This is a genomic window from Hydrogenophaga laconesensis, from assembly GCF_031457235.1.
Classification (GTDB): domain Bacteria; phylum Pseudomonadota; class Gammaproteobacteria; order Burkholderiales; family Burkholderiaceae_C; genus Hydrogenophaga; species Hydrogenophaga laconesensis.
Genome location: NZ_JAVDWE010000005.1, coordinates 96,359 through 112,826, shown reverse-complemented (window position 1 = coordinate 112,826; position 16,468 = coordinate 96,359). Strand labels below are relative to the sequence as shown.

Below are 16,468 nucleotides of genomic sequence, written 5' to 3'. Positions count from 1 at the left end.
TGACAGCATGAAACACACAGCCAAACTGCTCATCCTGGCACTGGGTGCCGCCGGCTTGTTCACCGCCGCACATGCGCAGGACAAGGTCCGCATCGGCTTCACCACCGACATGTCGAGCCTGTACTCCGACGTGGACGGCAAGAACGGCGCCATGGCCATCCAGATGGCCATCGACGACTTCGGCGGCAAGGTGCTGGGCAAACCGGTCGAGCTGCTGACCGCTGACCACCAGAACAAGGCCGACATCGCGGCGTCCAAGGCCCGCGAGTGGTTCGACACACAAGGCATCGACGTCATGATCGGCGGCACGAACTCCGGCACCGCCCTGGCCACCGCCAAGGTGGCAGAAGAGAAGAAGAAGCTCTACATCGTGAACGGTGCTGGTTCGTCTGCACTCACCAACGCAGCCTGCTCGCCCTACACCGTGCACTACGCTTACGACACCGTGGCGCTGGCCAAGGGCACCGGCGGCGCCGTGGTGAAACAGGGTGGCAAGGACTGGTTCTTCCTCACGGCCGACTACGCCTTCGGTCACGCCCTGGAGACCGACACGGGCAACGTGGTGAAGGCCGCCGGCGGCACGGTGAAGGGCGCGGTGCGTGCACCGCTGAACACCTCGGACTTCTCCTCCTTCCTGCTGCAGGCACAAAACTCGGGCGCCAAGATCCTGGGCCTGGCCAATGCCGGTGGTGACACCATCGCCTCCATCAAGGCGGCCAGCGAGTTCGGGATCAACAAGAGCATGAAACTCGCCGGCCTGCTGATGTTCATCACCGACATCCACAGCCTGGGCTTGAAGGACACACAGGGCATGTACCTGACCGACAGCTGGTACTGGGACAAGGACGACGCCAGCCGTGCCTTCGCCAAGAAGTTCTTTGCCAAGGCCAAGAGCATGCCCACCAGCATCCATGCAGCCAACTACTCGGCAGCCACCACCTACCTGAAAGCCGTCGCGGCCGCCAAGACCACCGACAGCGACAAGGTGATGGCTCAACTCAAGAGCATGGAGATCAGCGACTTCTTCGGCAAAGGGCGCATCCGCCCCGATGGCCGCTACGTACACGACATGTACCTGCTCGAGGTGAAGAAGCCGTCCGAGTCGAAGTCGCCCTGGGACTACATGAAGGTCGCCGCCACGCTCAAGGGCGAGGAAGTCTTCACAACCAAGGCCGAGTCGAAGTGCGCCCTCTGGAAGTGATCTGACATCCGGCACCGCGGGCCGGCGCCCGCGGTGTCCGCCTGTTCGCGGCACCTGACCCACCCAACCTGACGCACCGCCGATGGACTTCTTCGGAATACCTTTGTCCGCCCTCCTGAGCCAGCTGCTGCTGGGTCTGGTCAACGGATCGTTCTACGCCATCCTGAGCCTGGGTCTGGCGGTCATCTTCGGGTTGCTCAACGTCATCAACTTTGCGCACGGTGCACTGTTCATGCTGGGCGCGGTGCTGACCTGGATGGGCATGAACTACCTGGAGCTCAACTACTGGGTGATGATCGTGCTCGCCCCCCTGGCGGTGGGACTCGTGGGCATCATCATCGAACGGCTGTTCCTGCGCTGGATCTACAAGCTCGACCACCTCTACGGGCTGCTGCTCACACTCGGGCTCACGCTGATGCTCGAGGGTGTGCTGCGTTCGGCCTACGGTGTCTCTGGCCTGCCCTACAGCGCGCCGATTTCGGGTGCCACCAACCTGGGCTTCATGATCATGCCCAACTACCGCGGCTTCGTCGTGCTGGCGTCGCTGGTGGTGTGCCTGCTTACCTGGTATGTGATCGAGAAGACCAAGCTGGGCGCCTACCTGCGTGCGGGCACCGAGAACCCCCGCCTGGTGGAGGCTTTCGGTATCAACGTGCCGCTCATGGTCACGCTCACCTATGGCTTCGGCGTGGCGCTCGCGGGTTTCGCTGGCGTGCTCGCCGCACCCGTCATGCAGATATCACCCTTGATGGGACAGAACCTCATCATCATCGTCTTTGCCGTCGTGGTGATCGGAGGTATGGGCTCCATCCTCGGCACCATCCTCACCGGTCTGGGGCTGGGCATCGTCGAAGGCCTGACCAAGGTGTTCTACCCAGAGGCGTCTTCCACCGTGGTCTTCGTCATCATGGCGATCGTGTTGCTGATCCGGCCCGCTGGCCTGTTCGGCAAGGAAAAGTGAAGCCGGCATGAACAAAACGTCCAAGAACATCCTCTACGGCTTGCTGCTGCTGGTTCTGCTGGCCGTGCCTTTCATCGGTATCTATCCGGTGCTGGTCATGAAGCTGCTGTGCTTCGCCCTGTTCGCCTCCGCCTTCAACCTGCTGCTGGGTTACACCGGATTGCTGTCTTTCGGGCACGCCGCATTCCTGGGCGGCTCGGCCTATGTCACCGGTCATGCGCTGAAAGTCTGGGGCGTGCCAACGGAAGTCGGCCTGCTGCTGGGCACCTTGGCGGGCGCGGTGCTCGGATGGCTCGTCGGTTCGCTGGCCATCCGCCGTCAGGGCATCTACTTCACCATGATCACGCTGGCGCTGGCGCAGATGCTGTTCTTCTTCTGCCTGCAAATGCCCTTCACGGGCGGCGAAGACGGCCTGCAGGCCGTTCCGCGTGGTCAGCTCCTCGGGTTCATCAACCTCGGCAACGACCTGACGATGTACTACGTCACGCTGCTGATCACGGCAGCAGCGTTCCTGCTGATCATGCGCATCGTGCACTCGCCATTCGGTCAGATTCTCAAGGCGATCAAGGAAAACGAGCCTCGCGCCATCTCTCTGGGTTACGACACGCAACGCTTCAAGCTGATGGTGTTCGTGCTGTCCGCTGCCCTGTCGGGGCTGGCAGGCTCCCTGAAGACACTGGCCATGGGCTTCGCCACGCTGACCGACGTGCACTGGACCATGTCGGGCTCCGTGGTGCTGATGACGCTCGTGGGCGGCCTGGGCACGCTGTCGGGCCCACTGGTCGGGGCCGCCGTGGTGATCGCGCTGGAGAACAAGCTGGGTGAATTCGGACACCTGGTCGCTAGCACCACGGGCATTGAATGGTTCAACGGCCTGGGTGAATCCGTGACGATGGTCATCGGTTTCATCTTCGTGGTGTGCGTGCTGGCCTTCCGGCGCGGCATCATGGGCGAAGTGATCGCGCTCGTGGAGCGCTGGCGCGGCAAGCAGGCCTGAGCCTGCGGGAGCGTCAGGCCCGCAGCCGGCGCCACAGGCGCCAGGCCAGCAGGCTGCCGAGGATCGCGGCATACACGCCGACCTCGGCAAAATTGTTCTTTCCGCTGCGCATCCAGAAAAAGTGCAGCACCGCCAGCACCGCGATCATGTAAACAAGGCGATGCAGCCATTGCCAGCGCCTTGCGCCCAGTGCGCGAATGGCGCGGTTGAACGAGGTTGCTGCCAATGGCAGCAGCAGCAGCCAGGCCAGAAACCCCACCAGGATGAACGGCCGCTTGATCACATCGGCCGCCACTGCGGCCAGGTCGAACTCCATGTCGAAAGCGGCGTAGGCCAGCAGGTGAATGCAGGCGTAAAAGAACACGAACAGGCCCACCATCCGTCGCAAACGCAGCAAGGCAGGCCAGCCCAGCGTCGTTCGCAAAGGGGTGATCGCGAGCACCAGCACGAGGAACCTCAGGGTCCACTCCCCCAGGGAGCGGATCAGGGCCTCAGCAGGGTTGGCACCCAGGCGGTCGGTGAAAGCCGCAAACACCAGCCATGCGAACGGCAGGCAGGCCAGCACGAAGGCAATGGGCTTGGCCGAACGATGCCCGAGCCAGCCATTCACCCGCGAGGCACGGCGCGGAACAGTGCCGTCCATCAATACAGCTTGCGCAAGTCCATACCGGCATACAGCTGCCCCACCTGGGGTGCATAGCCGTTGAACATCAGGGTCTGCCGGCGCTTGGCGAACAAACCACTGCCTTCGCCGATGCGGCGCTCGGTGGCCTGGCTCCAGCGCGGGTGCGAAACCTCGGGATTGACGTTTGAATAGAAGCCGTATTCCTGCGGCGCGGCCACGTTCCACGCCGTGCGGGGCTCCTTGTCGGTGAACCGGATCTTCACCAGCGATTTGCCGCTTTTGAAACCGTACTTCCACGGCACCACCAGCCGCAGGGGAGCACCATTCTGGTTGGGCAGCACCTCGCCGTACATGCCAAACGCCAGCAGCGTCAGGGGATGCATGGCCTCGTCCAGCCGCAGACCTTCCACATACGGCCATCCCAACACACTGGAGCGAAGGCCCGGCATCTGCTTCGGGTCGGCCAGCGTCACGAATTCCACGAATTTGGCACTGCCTTGCGGCTGCACCTGCTTGATGAGCTCGCTCAGCGAGTAGCCGACCCAGGGGATGACCATCGACCATCCCTCCACACAACGCAGGCGATAGACGCGCTCCTCCATCGGACTGAGCTTGAGCAAGGCATCGAGGTCGAAAGTGGTCGGCTTGTTGACCAGGCCTTCAACCGCCACCGTCCAGGGGCGGGGTTTCAACGTCTTGGCGTAGGACGCGGGATCGGACTTGTCGGTGCCAAACTCGTAGAAGTTGTTGTACGAGCTGGCGTCGTCGTAGGAGGTCAACGCCTCCATGGTCACGGCGCCGTCCAGCGTGGAACGTTTGCCGGGCAAGCTCCCCAGTTTGCCGGGTTTGGGTGTGGTGGACGCCGCCTGCGCCCACGCCTCCCGCCCTGCCCATGAAGCCATTCCACCCGCCGCAGCCGCTGTCAGCAACCATTGCCGGCGGTTCTGGTAAACGGCCCGCGGCGTGATCTCGCTGGCCTGGGGGTGAACGAAACCGTGATCGTGCGTGCGGATAAGCATGGGGCCGTCCTTGCTGAATGCCACCCGACCGCGGAAGATGCCGCGCGGGCTGTTGACCTGTCTTGAGACAAGAGCGATTCTGGCAAAGTTCCAGCGTGGCCGCACGGGCCGCGCAATGTCCGTCAGCCGGTGTCAGAGTTCGCCGTAGCTGTGCAGGCCCGAGAGGAACATGTTCACGCCGATGAACGCGAAGGTCGTGATCGCCAGGCCCACCAGCGCCCACCAGGCCGCCACCGTGCCCCGCAAGCCTTTCATGAGGCGCATGTGCAGCCAGGCCGCATAGTTCAGCCAGACGATCAGCGCCCAGGTTTCCTTCGGATCCCAACTCCAATAGCCACCCCAGGCTTCGGCCGCCCAAAGCGCGCCCAGCACGGTGGCGATGGTGAAGAAGGCGAAACCGACCGCGATGGCCTTGTACATCACGTCGTCCAGCACCTCGAAACTGGGCAGGCGCTCGGCGATGCGGCGACGGCCGAACAGGATCCCGCCAACGATCAGCGCCGAAACACCGAAGTACACGAACCAATAGCTGCTGCCGTTTTCTGCAGCCGACTGGCGGAACACGATCGGCTCGAAGCACAGCACCACGCCCAGCAGCCACAGCGGCGCCAGCTTGTACCAGCGGCTCTCGCTGGCGCTCTGCTTGATCAGGTAGGCAAAGGCCAGCATCGCGGCGATGGCGAAAGTGCCGTATCCAATGAAGTTGGCTGGCACATGCAGCTTCATCCACCAACTCTTGAGCGCGGGCACCAGCGGCTGGATGGCGTGCGCCTCACGCACCAGTGTGTACCAGAGCAGGAAACCGACCGCAGCGCTCACCACGAGCATCGCGAATGCGCCCATGCGGCGGGTCCTGTACTGGTCTTCGTAGTACAAGTAGAAGGCCGTGGTCATCCAGCAGAACAGCACGAACACTTCGTACAGGTTGCTCACCGGAATGTGACCGATGTCAGGACCGATCTGGTGGCTCTCGTACCAGCGCACCATCGTGCCGATGAGGGCCAGCGTGACGGCCACCCAGGCCAGGCGCGAGCCGAGCAGCTCGAAGGTGTCACCCGCCCTCTTGAACATGCCCACCCAGTAGAACGCCGTGCTCATGAAGAAGAGCACGCTCATCCAGAGGATGGCCGACTGGCTGGAGATGAAGTACTTGAGCAGGAAGACCTGATCGGCGCGCGCCAGATCGGCACCATTGGGCGTCTGGTACAGCCAGATCGCCAGCATCGAGAATGCCGCCACCACCACCGAGAGCGCGCGCAACGGCCGCCAGAACCAGCCCAGCCAGATCATGGCCGGCACGGTACCGATCAGGATGGCCTTTTCATAGCCATCCATCGCCGCGTTGTAGCGAACGAACGCCCACGCGGCACTGGCGATCACGAAGGCGGCAAACAACCAGTCCCAGACGTCACGACGGGCAAAGTACCCGGGTCTCAGACCTTCGCCGCTGTTCTGGCCCTTCTTCAGCTCGATGGTCTGGGTGGCAGTGACGCTGTTCATGGATGCACCTTCAGCAATTGGGTCTTGAGCAGTTCGAATTCGCGGTCGGCCTCGAGCGTCTTGCGGTTCGATGACAGGGCCATGCGGGCCTGCGAGGCCGCATCACCCTCGGGCGAGAGCCACACCCACAGGCGGCGCTCGCGGACGTAGAGCATGGCAAAAACGCCCAGAATGAGCAACAGGCAGCCCAGGTAGACGATGCTCTGGCCCGGCGCGCGCGCCACCTGGAACACGCTGGCCTGCACGTGCGTGAAGTCCTTGAGCTGGAACGTCATGGGTGCGGGATAGAAGAACGTGTCGCTCAGGCTGATCACGGCCTGCGCCATGAAATGCTGCGTGGTTTCGTTGCGCTCCAGCGGCGGCAGGCCGGCGCGCTCACGGCTGATCTGCATCAGTTCGAACAGCGTGCCGTTGAGGATGCGCACCAGCACGTCGCTCGCGCGCTCACGCTCGGCGTCGGGCACGTTGTTCTCGAGAAATGCGGACACGGCCTGCAGACCCCCGCGAACCGGCTGAGCCCCGGCACCATTGGCAGCGACAGGCTGAACGCCCGGCACGTTGATCGACTCGGCACCCGCAAACAACCCCAGGGCGCGGGAAGCCGACGCGGCCAGCGCCTCGGCCAGCTCAGGACGCCCGTCCTCCACCGCCGACGCGGCGTAACGGCGCACCGCCTCTTCGCGCAACTGCGCATCGCCGAGTGCGGCGCGCAGACGGACAAAGCCGTCCATGCCATCCTTGTCGTCCACCGGAATGCGCAGGTAACGGAAAGTCTCGGCCGGGGTGTCGCGCAGCCCCAGCAGGTACACGCGCGAGCCGTCAATCTCCACCGGAAGCATGTAATTGTGGTACTCCACCGCTTGTCCGGCCGCGTCACGCAACTTGTAGGAAACGCTGGGCCCCACGTTGCGCAAGGTCCGCTCGGTCACGGTCTTGTGGCCAGAACCGAGCCGGCTTTCGATCGAGCTGCGCAGGTCGACCTTGCGAACGTCCACGGCCTCGGCGGCATTGCTCGCGGCAAAGTTCTCGACGTTGATCACCCGCAGCCCCGTGTACTCCAGCGTGAGCTTGTCGTCGCCGTTGCTGAGCGAGGTCGAACTGCCGATGGTGCCTTCGATCTCGAACGGCCGCGTGGGGCCGTTCAGCGGCACCGCCTGCAGCTTCACGCGGGAGCCACCATCGTCAAAGCTGGACTGGTAGATGTTGATGCCACGGTGGCTGGCGGGGTGGTTCACCTCCACGCGTGCCTCCTTGCGTTCGCCGGTTTCATGATCGTGGATCACGATGTCGCTGGCAAACAGCTTGGGCATGCCAGTGTCGTAGTACTCGACGATGAACTTCTTGAGCTCGACGGAGAAAGGCAGATCCTGCAGCAGCACACCCTGAGGTTGCGTGAGGATGGCGGTCCCCGCCGTGGTGCCTTCGGTCACCAGCAGATTGCCCCGGAACGTGGGGTTGCTGGGGGACAAGCGATGCTGGGCTGGCACATCGGCAATCAGCCCTCCGCCCATGAAGGGAGTCTTTCCGTTGAACCAGGTCTGAGCGCGCACCATGAGGTCACCATCGACCAGACCACCGACGCACACCAGCACGATGGCGCTGTGCGCTGCGAGATAACCGATCTTGTTGGCGGCACCCACCTTCGCCGCCACCATCCAGCCCGTACCGGCCGGTGTGGGGCGCGACTGCAATTTGACCTTCCAACCCGAACCCAGCAGAGTCTGGCCAATGCGGTTGGCAGCGATCTCGGGTGTCTCTGCCAAGGCACCTTCAGCACGGTGCGGAAATGCTTTCAGGCTCTGCTCGCGGATGTTCTCCTTATAGGCCTTGAAATCGGCAAAGATCTTGGGCGTGTTGCGCGCGATGCAGAGGCTCGTGCTCACTACCAGAAAGGCCAGGATCAACAGGAACCACCACGCGCTGTAGACCGAGTACAGGTTTGCACTGGCAAACACGTCGGCCCAGAAGGGGCCGAACTGGTTGACATAGTTGATGAAGGGTTCATGCTGCTTGACCACCGTGCCAATCACCGAAGCGATACAGATCACGGTGAGCAGCGAGATGGCAAACCGCATCGAAGACAGCAGCTCCACCAGCTCGCTGACAATGCGCGAGCCGGTGCGGATGTGCAGGCCTTGGGTGGAAACGGTCATGTGGGTCGGGGGAAGAACGGTGCAGCAAAAAAGGGCGGTTCCAGTGTTCCCGGAACGCGCCCTGTTGTGATGAGTTTTGTGGTCGGCGGTTCAACGCCCCTCGGGTTTATTGCATTGTGCCGACAAATATTATTGTCTGCTTATATCCCGGCCAGCCATGAGGGGCTTGCCCTCGTGACCATCAACGCAAGCCAGCGATGTAGTCCGACACGGCCTGGATTTCGCGATCGTTCATCTTGGCGGCGACGCCGGTCATCTGCGCGTTGTTCTTGCGCGTGCCATCGCGGAAATGCTTCAGCTGCGTGGCGGTGTACTCGGCCTGCTGGCCGGAGAGGCGCGGGTACTGCGAAGGAATGCCGGCCCCGTTGGGGCTGTGGCAACCGGCGCAAGCGGCGATCTGGCGGTCTGCAATGCCACCACGGTAGATGCGCTCACCCAGGCGCACCAGATCCTTGTCGGTGGCTGCGCCACCCTTGGCCTTCTGGTCGGCCAGCCAGTAGGCGATATTGCGCATGTCGTCGTCCGACAGGGCGCCAGCAAAGCCTTTCATGATCGCGTTGTCGCGCTTGCCCGACTTGTACTCCTGCAGCTGCTTGATGAGGTACTCAGGGTGTTGCTGCGCGAGTTTCGGGTTTGCCGGCGTCGTCGAGTTGCCATCCGCTGCATGGCAGGCCACGCAAACTTGGCCGTACATGGCGCTGCCCTTGGCCAGATCGGGTTTGGCCGATTGCGCCTGGGCGCTGAACGACAGGGCTGCGGCGGCAGCGGCGCAAAGGAGGGAAACAGGCAATTTCATGACGGGGCGGGCGTCGGTTGCGACGGGTTCTGTTGTGGGAGTTCTCGGTTTATCTGGACAAAGCCAATCGATTTTACAATGTCCCACCGGGAACCACCCCAAATGACCCACCGCCCCACTCCAGCCCCCCAGACCGTTTCGCCGTCTCAGGACGCCCCAGGGCCCAAAGCCCCGATACCCCCAGCTGGAAAAGACAACACCACTCCCAAGCCGGATGCCAGGATCGCGCACGGCTGGCTGCACACAGCCCGCTTTCTCACCACCGCGCCGCAGCTCGAACATCTGCCCCCGCTCGACGTGCCCGAGATCGCGTTCGTGGGCCGCTCCAATGCGGGCAAATCCACCTGCATCAATACACTGACGCAGCAAAAGCGCCTCGCCTTCGCGTCGAAGACACCCGGACGCACGCAAAGCATCAACCTGTTTTCATTGGGCAAGCAAGGTGTGACAGATGCGGTTCTCGCCGACCTGCCGGGCTATGGGTATGCCGCTGTGCCGCGGGAAGCCAAGCTGCGCTGGCAGCGCGTGATGGGCAACTACCTCCTCACGCGCGACAACCTCAAAGGGGTGGTGCTGCTGATCGACCCTCGCCTGGGCCTGACCGAACTCGACGAAATCCTGCTGGAAGTGATCCGTCCACGCGTCGAGGAGGGCCTGAAATTCCTGGTGCTGCTCACCAAATCCGACAAGCTCAACCACGCAGAGGCGCAAAAGGCACTGTCGATTGCGCGACTGCAGTCGGGCGGCGGCGAAGCGAGACTCTTCTCGGCCTTGAAAAAGAAGGGGCTGGACGAGGTGGCGCTGCTGCTCTGGCAATGGACCCACGGAGACAACCTCTCGTCGACGGCCCTGGCCGTTCCCGAAGAAGAGCCTCCCGCACTGGACTGACACGGCGCGGGCCCATCCCGGAGAGCCCGATGATCCAGACCTTCCAGCAAGCCCTGCCCCACGGCATCCGCCTGAGTTGCCGAGCCGCAGGCGAGGCCGGCAGGCCCGTGCTGCTGTTTCTCCACGGTTTTCCGGAAGCCGCGTTCGTGTGGGACGAGCTGCTGGCGCATTTCGCCCAACCTGCCCAGGGGGGTTACCGCTGTGTCGCGCCCAACCTTCGCGGCTTCGAGCATTCCAGCGCCCCCACCGAAGTGTCTGCCTACCGCGCCAAACCCTTGCTGCAGGATCTCAGTGCGCTGGTCGACGCCATCACCTCAGACAGCGCCACGCCCGGCCAGGTCGCGGGACTGATCGCCCATGACTGGGGAGGTGCGCTGGCCTGGGGTCTGGCCGCGCTACAACCGGCGCTGATGCGAAAGCTGGTCATCGTCAACGCACCGCACGCAGCGACCTTCCAGCGCGAACTGGCCCATTCGCCAGCCCAGCAGGCGGCCAGCGCGTACATGAACTTCCTGGCCCGCCCGGATGCCGCGGACCTGCTCGCGGAGAACGATTTCGCGCGTCTCTGGCCGTTCTTCACGCACATGGCCGCCGCCAGCGGCGCCACCGACTGGCTCGACGATGCCATGCGCGAACGCTACCGCGAGGTATGGCGCCAGGGCCTGAGTGGCCCCTGCGCGTACTACGCGGCTTCACCCCTGCGCCCACCCACGGCCATGGACCCAGGGGCTGCCACTGTGGAAGTCCCCCGCGACAAAACCTCGGTGAAGGTTCCCACCCTGGTGGTGTGGGGCCAGGGCGATACCGCACTGCCCGAGACGCTCCTCGATGGATTGGAGGCGTACGTCGACGACCTGCGCATCGAGCGCGTGCCGGGCGCCACACACTGGATCGTGCACGAGCATCCCGCACACCTCGCGTCATCCATCAGCGCATTTCTGGCCAATCAGAGATCTGCGTAGAACGAAGGCTCCGTGCCAGGCCGGGTCTTGAAGCGCTTGTGCACCCAGTAGTACTGCTCCGGCGCCTCGCGGATGTAGCCTTCGAGGTAGCGGTTCATTTCCGCCGTGTCCGCTTCGGCGTCGGCGGTCGGGTAGTCACCCCAGGGCGACATGACACGCACTTCATAGCCGTCGCGCGTGAGCCGGCTCACCACCGGCACGACCTTCGCACGTCCCAGGCGAGCCAGCCTGGAAAGTGACATGAGCGTGGCAGTCTGCACGCCAAAAAATGGGACGAATGCTGCGTCACGCATGCCGTGGTCCATGTCGGGCAACAGATACAGCGGCAGGCCCTGGCGCATCGCAGCCACCAGCGGTTTGATGCCCTGGCGCTTGCCCACGACATGAGGATTGCCGAATCGCTGACGACCCTGCGCCATCCATCGGTCCACATCGGCGTTCAACTGTTCGGCATAGAGCCCACAGAAACGGCGCTCCATGCGAGTCGTCAGCGCGATCCATCCCGCGTCCATCCCCACGAAATGCGGCGCAAATATCACGGTAGGTTCGTTGCCCGCCAGTGCAGCCATATCCCCTGTGAGCGTGAGCCGCTCGCGCACTGTCTCCAGCGGAGCTTCCCAGAGCCAGCTCCGATCCAGCCAGGCCTGCGCGAAATAGACAAAGTGCCGACGTACCGCACGCGTGCGCTCGGCATCGCTGCTCTCCGGAAAACACAGCGACCAGTTGACGCCAGCGATGCGCCTGCGGCGCGCCGCCACGGTGTACAACGCCTGACCGAGCACCCAACCCGCGCCACGCACCCATGAGAGTGGCAAGGCGGCGAGCACTCTCATGAACGCCACCCCGAGCCGGTTGGCTAGGTTGCCTCGCGGCAGCGGCGTATCGGCAGCAGGGGATGGGGGGGACATCAGGAAGAACCAGGAGCCGCGCGAACCGGCGACTTGTAGCGGTTGTAAGACCAGAGGTACTGGGTCGGGCATTCTCGCACCAGCGCTTCCATGGCGCGATTGATCTGCGCGGCGGACTCAGCCGGATCTTGCGCGAGCGCCCCCCCGTTGAGCAGGTCGAACGGGCGCACATGCACGCGATATCCTCGCCCACCCGCCAGGCGCTCACCCCAGCTCAGAAGGATCTGTACACGGCCGGCCTGCGCAAGGCGGGCCGACAAGGTCATGGTGTAGGCCTCCCGGTCGAAGAACGGCGCCCACACGCCCTGCCCTTCGGGGGGAACCTGATCCGGCAACAACCCGACCGCCTGTCCCGCCTTGAGGGCTTTGATGAGCTGCTTGACCCCGGCCAGTGTGGTGGGCGCGGCAAACAGACCCGGCCGTTGGCGCGCCCCGGCGACGAGGTCGCGCAGCCAGACCTGTCTCGCAGGGCGAAACAGCACGGTCATCGGATTGGCATGGCCGAATCGCTTCGCATAGGACTGCGCCGTGACTTCGAAACAGCCCAGATGGGGTGTCAGGAACAACACGCCTTCGCCCCGGGCATGCGCGGCTTCGATGTGCTCCGCTCCCGTCCATGACACAGGCACAGGCCGACCCAGCCACAGGCGGGGCAGTTCGGCCACCAGCTTGCCAGCCTCCCCCACCGAGGCCAGCGCCACCTGCCGCGAGAAACCCGCCTGCGCCGCGTTGGCGAACAAACGTTGCCGATAACGCCCCGAGAGCGCAAAGCTCAGCCAGCCCAGCAGCCAGCCCAAGGCGTGAAGCACAGGCAATGGCATCCAGCTCAACGCACGAAACAGACAGTGGATCAGGAAGGCCACGGATGGGAGAGGGCGCAGAACGCGTCCTGAAAACTTAATCTAGAATCCCGGAATCGCCGAGTTATGGAACTAATTGCGGGGCGATTCACAAATACCGCTAAAGCGTTCGCCGAACTCTGACAGACCGGCAACGCGGGTCAACCACTGTGGAGTTTATATACATGGCGAACGATTTCCTTTTCACGTCCGAATCCGTCTCCGAAGGCCACCCCGACAAGGTCGCCGATCAGATTTCGGACGCAATCCTCGACGCAATCTTCACCCAGGATCCGCGCAGCCGCGTGGCCGCGGAAACCCTCTGCAACACCGGCCTGGTGGTGCTGGCGGGCGAGATCACCACCAATGCACACGTCGACTACATCCAGATTGCGCGCGACACGCTGAAGCGCATCGGCTACGACAACACCGAATACGGCATCGACTACAAGGGCTGCGCCGTGATGGTCTGCTATGACAAGCAGTCCAACGACATCGCCCAGGGGGTAGACCACGCCAGCGATGACCACCTGAACACCGGCGCCGGCGACCAGGGCCTCATGTTCGGCTATGCCTGCGACGAAACGCCCGAGCTGATGCCCGCACCGATCTATTACGCACATCGCCTGGTCGAGCGCCAGTCCCAGTTGCGCAAGGACGGCCGTCTGCCTTTCCTGCGCCCCGACGCCAAGAGCCAGGTCACGATGCGCTACGTGGACGGCAAGCCGCACAGCATCGACACCGTGGTGCTGTCGACCCAGCACTCCCCGGACCAGAGCGAGTCCCCCACCAAGATGAAGGCCTCGTTCAACGAAGCCATCATCGAGGAGATCATCAAGCCAGTGCTGCCCAAGGAATGGCTCAAGGACACCAAGTACCTGATCAACCCGACCGGCCGCTTCGTCATCGGCGGCCCACAGGGTGACTGTGGCCTGACGGGCCGCAAGATCATCGTGGACACCTATGGCGGTGCCTGCCCACACGGCGGTGGGGCGTTCTCGGGCAAGGACCCCTCCAAGGTGGACCGCTCAGCCGCCTACGCCGCGCGCTATGTGGCGAAGAACATCGTCGCGGCTGGCCTGGCGCGGCAGTGCCAGATTCAGGTGGCCTACGCCATCGGTGTGGCACGCCCGATGAACGTGACGGTCTACACCGAAGGCACCGGTGTGATCCCTGACGAGCAGATTGCCGCGCTCGTACAGGAGCATTTCGACCTGCGCCCCAAGGGCATCATCCAGATGCTGGACCTGCTGCGCCCGATCTACGCCAAGACGGCCGCCTACGGCCACTTCGGTCGCGAAGAGCCCGAATTTTCGTGGGAGCGCACGGACAAGGCAGCCGCACTGCGCAAGGCGGCCGGACTGTAAATATTCACAGACCCTGGTTACAAAAGCCCCATGGCCTTGGCCCTGGGGCTTTTTTTATGACCTTTTTCCGACACCTCATTGGAGCCACTGGTCGTAACAATTTGAATTTTCTGAGGCGGTGACCGATATGGAGAGTACAAGCCACTTTCTGGTTTGCACTGCAACGACCCGGGAGCCTCGAAAAATGGACAACGCTATCTGCCCTGAAGGGATGGACACGCCCGAGCAACAGTTCGAGCGGTTGCTGGCCCTGAGGACGCAAGAACTCCAGGCCGCGCTGGACAGCGCTCGGTCGCTGTGCGACCAGGCGACCTGCGGTCTGCTCACTTTTGACGCCGCACAACGATGCGTGCAGCTCAATCAGGCGCTGCGAACCTGGCTGGGCCACGGTGCGCCAGGTGCGACCCTTGGTGAACTGGTCGCACCGCGCTCGCGCGATGCCCTGAACACCCATGTCGAATCCCTGCGCCAGAGCGGGCAATGCGAGCCGGTCGAACTGGATTGGCTGCGTGCGGATGGCAGCGTGTTTCGCGCGCGTCTTGCGTCCAACCCGGTGTTCGATGCCGAGGGCCATTTCCTGCACGGCAGTGGCGTGGTGACCATGGTCGATACCGCCGACAGCGTTGCACCACAGGACAGCCTGCTGCGCAGCATCACCGATCGCATCCCGGCCCGTCTGGCCTACTACGACAAGAACCTGATCTGCCGATTCGCGAACCAGGCCCACGCCGCGCGCTACGGAAAGACGCCGGCCGAAATGGTGGGCTCACCTCTGAGCCAGGTGGTACGACCCGACATCCTTCCCGACATCCTGCCGCGCGTGGCACAGGCGCTGTCGGGACAGACGCAGACTTTTGAAGCCGAACGTGTCGCCGCCGACGGCTCGGTCAATTACTTCGAGATCCACTACATCCCTGACTACCAGAACGGTTCGGTGGAAGGTATCTTCATCGAGCTCCACGACATCACCGAACGCCGCCGCACGGAGGAGTTCGTGCTGCACGCCAACCAGGATCTGGAAGAGCGCGTCCGTTCGCGCTCGGCGGAACTGTTTGCCAGCGAGCAACGCTACCGCCTGATGGTGGACGCGATCCAGGACTACTGCATCTATTTCGTCGACGAGAACGGGGGCATCACCGAATGGACCGAGAGTGCCCAGCGCCTGCACGGCCACACCCGCTCGCAGATCATGGGCCGGTCGTACGAGGTGCTGCTGGCTGCCGACAACGCCGGCGAGGATGAGGTCGATCCCGGCCAGGTGCTGCGCCTGGCAAAAGCCCATGGCCAATGGGAGACCCGTGGCTGGCGCCTGCGGGAAGACGGCTCGCGCTTCTGGGCACACACGGTGCTCACCGCGCTGCGCAACGAAGCCGGCGACCTGCAAGGACTGTCGAGCATCACCCGCGACATGACCGCCGCCAAGAGCCTGGAGGACGTGATGAACGACCTCAACCGGGAACTGGAGAAGCGCGTGGCAGAGCGCACGCAGCAGCTCGTGGCCGCCAACAAGGACCTCGACGTCTTCTCGCACATGGTGTCGCACGACCTGCGCGCACCGTTGCGCCACATCGCCAGCTTCATCAGCCTGCTGCAGGAGCAGATGGGCGACTCCACCGATGCGCTGGCCTTGCAATACCAGAACTCCATCGCCAAGGCATCCAAGCGCATGAGCCTGATGATCGAAGGCCTGCTGGAATACGCCCGGCTGGGCCGCGTGGCGATCGAATCACAACCGGTCCCCATCACCCAGCTGGTGCAAGGCGTGATCGGCCACCTGAAGCAGGAAAACCAGGATCGCCGGATCGAATGGGTGATCGAGGACGATCTGCCTGTGGTCCGCGGCGACGCCATGCTGCTGGCCCAGGCGCTGGGGAACCTGCTGGGCAATGCCGTCAAGTACACGCGGCTGCGCGATGTGGCGCGCATCGAGCTGGGATGGAAAGTGAACCCCGTCGGGGGCCGCACCTTCTACATCTCCGACAACGGCGTGGGCTTTGACCTGGAGAAGGCGCACAACCTGTTTGTCATGTTCCAGCGGCAACACCATTCGATGGACTTCGAGGGCACGGGCACGGGCCTGGCGCTGTCGCAAAGGATCATCGAACGCCATGGTGGGCGCATCTGGGCCGAGACCACGCCGGGCGAAGGCTGCACCTTCTACTTCACCCTGCCCTTCGATGGCATGGAGCCTGAAATGGCCTTCCCGGAATCTTCGCTGGCCGCATTGCCCGTCTGAGGCGCACGCCGATAAT

The 16,468-nt window shown here is 63.5% G+C and carries 14 protein-coding genes; 7 read left to right on the top strand and 7 right to left on the bottom strand.

The window, feature by feature from the left end:
* Positions 1 to 7 precede the first annotated feature (7 nt).
* The 3 genes from J2X09_RS10770 (at position 8) to J2X09_RS10760 (ending at position 3,159) form a co-directional block, all read left to right on the top strand.
* A complete protein-coding gene (locus tag J2X09_RS10770; RefSeq protein WP_204733424.1) occupies positions 8 to 1,201 on the top strand; it encodes an ABC transporter substrate-binding protein in 1,194 nt (397 codons plus the stop codon).
* Between the two features lie 82 nt (positions 1,202 to 1,283).
* Positions 1,284 to 2,162 (top strand): branched-chain amino acid ABC transporter permease, encoded by an 879-nt coding sequence (locus J2X09_RS10765; protein ID WP_204733423.1) that lies wholly within the window; start codon positions 1,284 to 1,286, stop codon positions 2,160 to 2,162.
* A 7-nt stretch (positions 2,163 to 2,169) separates the two neighbouring features.
* Complete coding sequence (locus J2X09_RS10760; RefSeq protein ID WP_204733422.1) at positions 2,170 to 3,159, top strand: branched-chain amino acid ABC transporter permease; 990 nt, start codon at positions 2,170 to 2,172, stop codon at positions 3,157 to 3,159.
* Between the two features lie 13 nt (positions 3,160 to 3,172).
* Here the strand turns inward: J2X09_RS10760 and msrQ are convergent, their stop codons facing one another.
* From msrQ to J2X09_RS10735, 5 genes are all read right to left on the bottom strand, one after another.
* Complete coding sequence (gene msrQ / locus J2X09_RS10755) at positions 3,173 to 3,802, bottom strand: protein-methionine-sulfoxide reductase heme-binding subunit MsrQ (protein ID WP_204733421.1); 630 nt, start codon at positions 3,800 to 3,802, stop codon at positions 3,173 to 3,175.
* Positions 3,802 to 4,803, bottom strand: a complete 1,002-nt coding sequence (gene msrP, locus J2X09_RS10750; RefSeq protein WP_204733420.1) for a protein-methionine-sulfoxide reductase catalytic subunit MsrP — start codon at positions 4,801 to 4,803, stop codon at positions 3,802 to 3,804. Before msrP ends, msrQ begins: the two co-directional genes overlap by 1 nt.
* A 132-nt stretch (positions 4,804 to 4,935) precedes the next feature.
* Positions 4,936 to 6,303: a c-type cytochrome biogenesis protein CcsB gene (ccsB, locus tag J2X09_RS10745; protein WP_204733419.1), complete on the bottom strand. Its 1,368-nt coding sequence runs from the start codon at positions 6,301 to 6,303 to the stop codon at positions 4,936 to 4,938.
* Positions 6,300 to 8,456, bottom strand: a complete 2,157-nt coding sequence (locus J2X09_RS10740; protein WP_204733418.1) for a cytochrome c biogenesis protein ResB — start codon at positions 8,454 to 8,456, stop codon at positions 6,300 to 6,302. The genes ccsB and J2X09_RS10740 overlap by 4 nt, the downstream gene beginning before the upstream one ends.
* A 181-nt stretch (positions 8,457 to 8,637) precedes the next feature.
* The gene (locus J2X09_RS10735; RefSeq protein ID WP_204733417.1) at positions 8,638 to 9,252 is read right to left on the bottom strand and encodes a c-type cytochrome; all 615 of its coding nucleotides are present in this window, start codon (positions 9,250 to 9,252) and stop codon (positions 8,638 to 8,640) included.
* A gap of 102 nt (positions 9,253 to 9,354) precedes the next feature.
* Between J2X09_RS10735 and yihA the strand changes: the two genes are divergently transcribed.
* Complete coding sequence (gene yihA / locus J2X09_RS10730) at positions 9,355 to 10,140, top strand: ribosome biogenesis GTP-binding protein YihA/YsxC (RefSeq protein ID WP_204733416.1); 786 nt, start codon at positions 9,355 to 9,357, stop codon at positions 10,138 to 10,140.
* A gap of 29 nt (positions 10,141 to 10,169) precedes the next feature.
* Complete coding sequence (locus tag J2X09_RS10725) at positions 10,170 to 11,102, top strand: alpha/beta fold hydrolase (protein ID WP_204733415.1); 933 nt, start codon at positions 10,170 to 10,172, stop codon at positions 11,100 to 11,102.
* Here the strand turns inward: J2X09_RS10725 and J2X09_RS10720 are convergent.
* Together J2X09_RS10720 and J2X09_RS10715 are read right to left on the bottom strand one after the other, a co-directional pair.
* On the bottom strand, positions 11,087 to 12,010 hold the full coding sequence (locus J2X09_RS10720; RefSeq protein ID WP_204733414.1) for an LpxL/LpxP family acyltransferase: 924 nt from the start codon (positions 12,008 to 12,010) through the stop codon (positions 11,087 to 11,089). The genes J2X09_RS10725 and J2X09_RS10720 overlap by 16 nt on opposite strands.
* Positions 12,010 to 12,912, bottom strand: coding sequence for a lysophospholipid acyltransferase family protein (locus J2X09_RS10715; RefSeq protein ID WP_310308319.1), 903 nt, complete (start codon positions 12,910 to 12,912; stop codon positions 12,010 to 12,012). The genes J2X09_RS10720 and J2X09_RS10715 overlap by 1 nt, the downstream gene beginning before the upstream one ends.
* Positions 12,913 to 13,034: 122 nt before the next feature.
* Here J2X09_RS10715 and metK point away from each other — a divergent pair, with 122 nt between their 5' ends.
* Positions 13,035 to 14,216: a methionine adenosyltransferase gene (gene metK / locus J2X09_RS10710; RefSeq protein ID WP_204733413.1), complete on the top strand. Its 1,182-nt coding sequence runs from the start codon at positions 13,035 to 13,037 to the stop codon at positions 14,214 to 14,216.
* 184 nt (positions 14,217 to 14,400) lie between these two features.
* Positions 14,401 to 16,452: a PAS domain-containing sensor histidine kinase gene (locus J2X09_RS10705; RefSeq protein ID WP_204733412.1), complete on the top strand. Its 2,052-nt coding sequence runs from the start codon at positions 14,401 to 14,403 to the stop codon at positions 16,450 to 16,452.
* Positions 16,453 to 16,468: the final 16 nt, after the last annotated feature.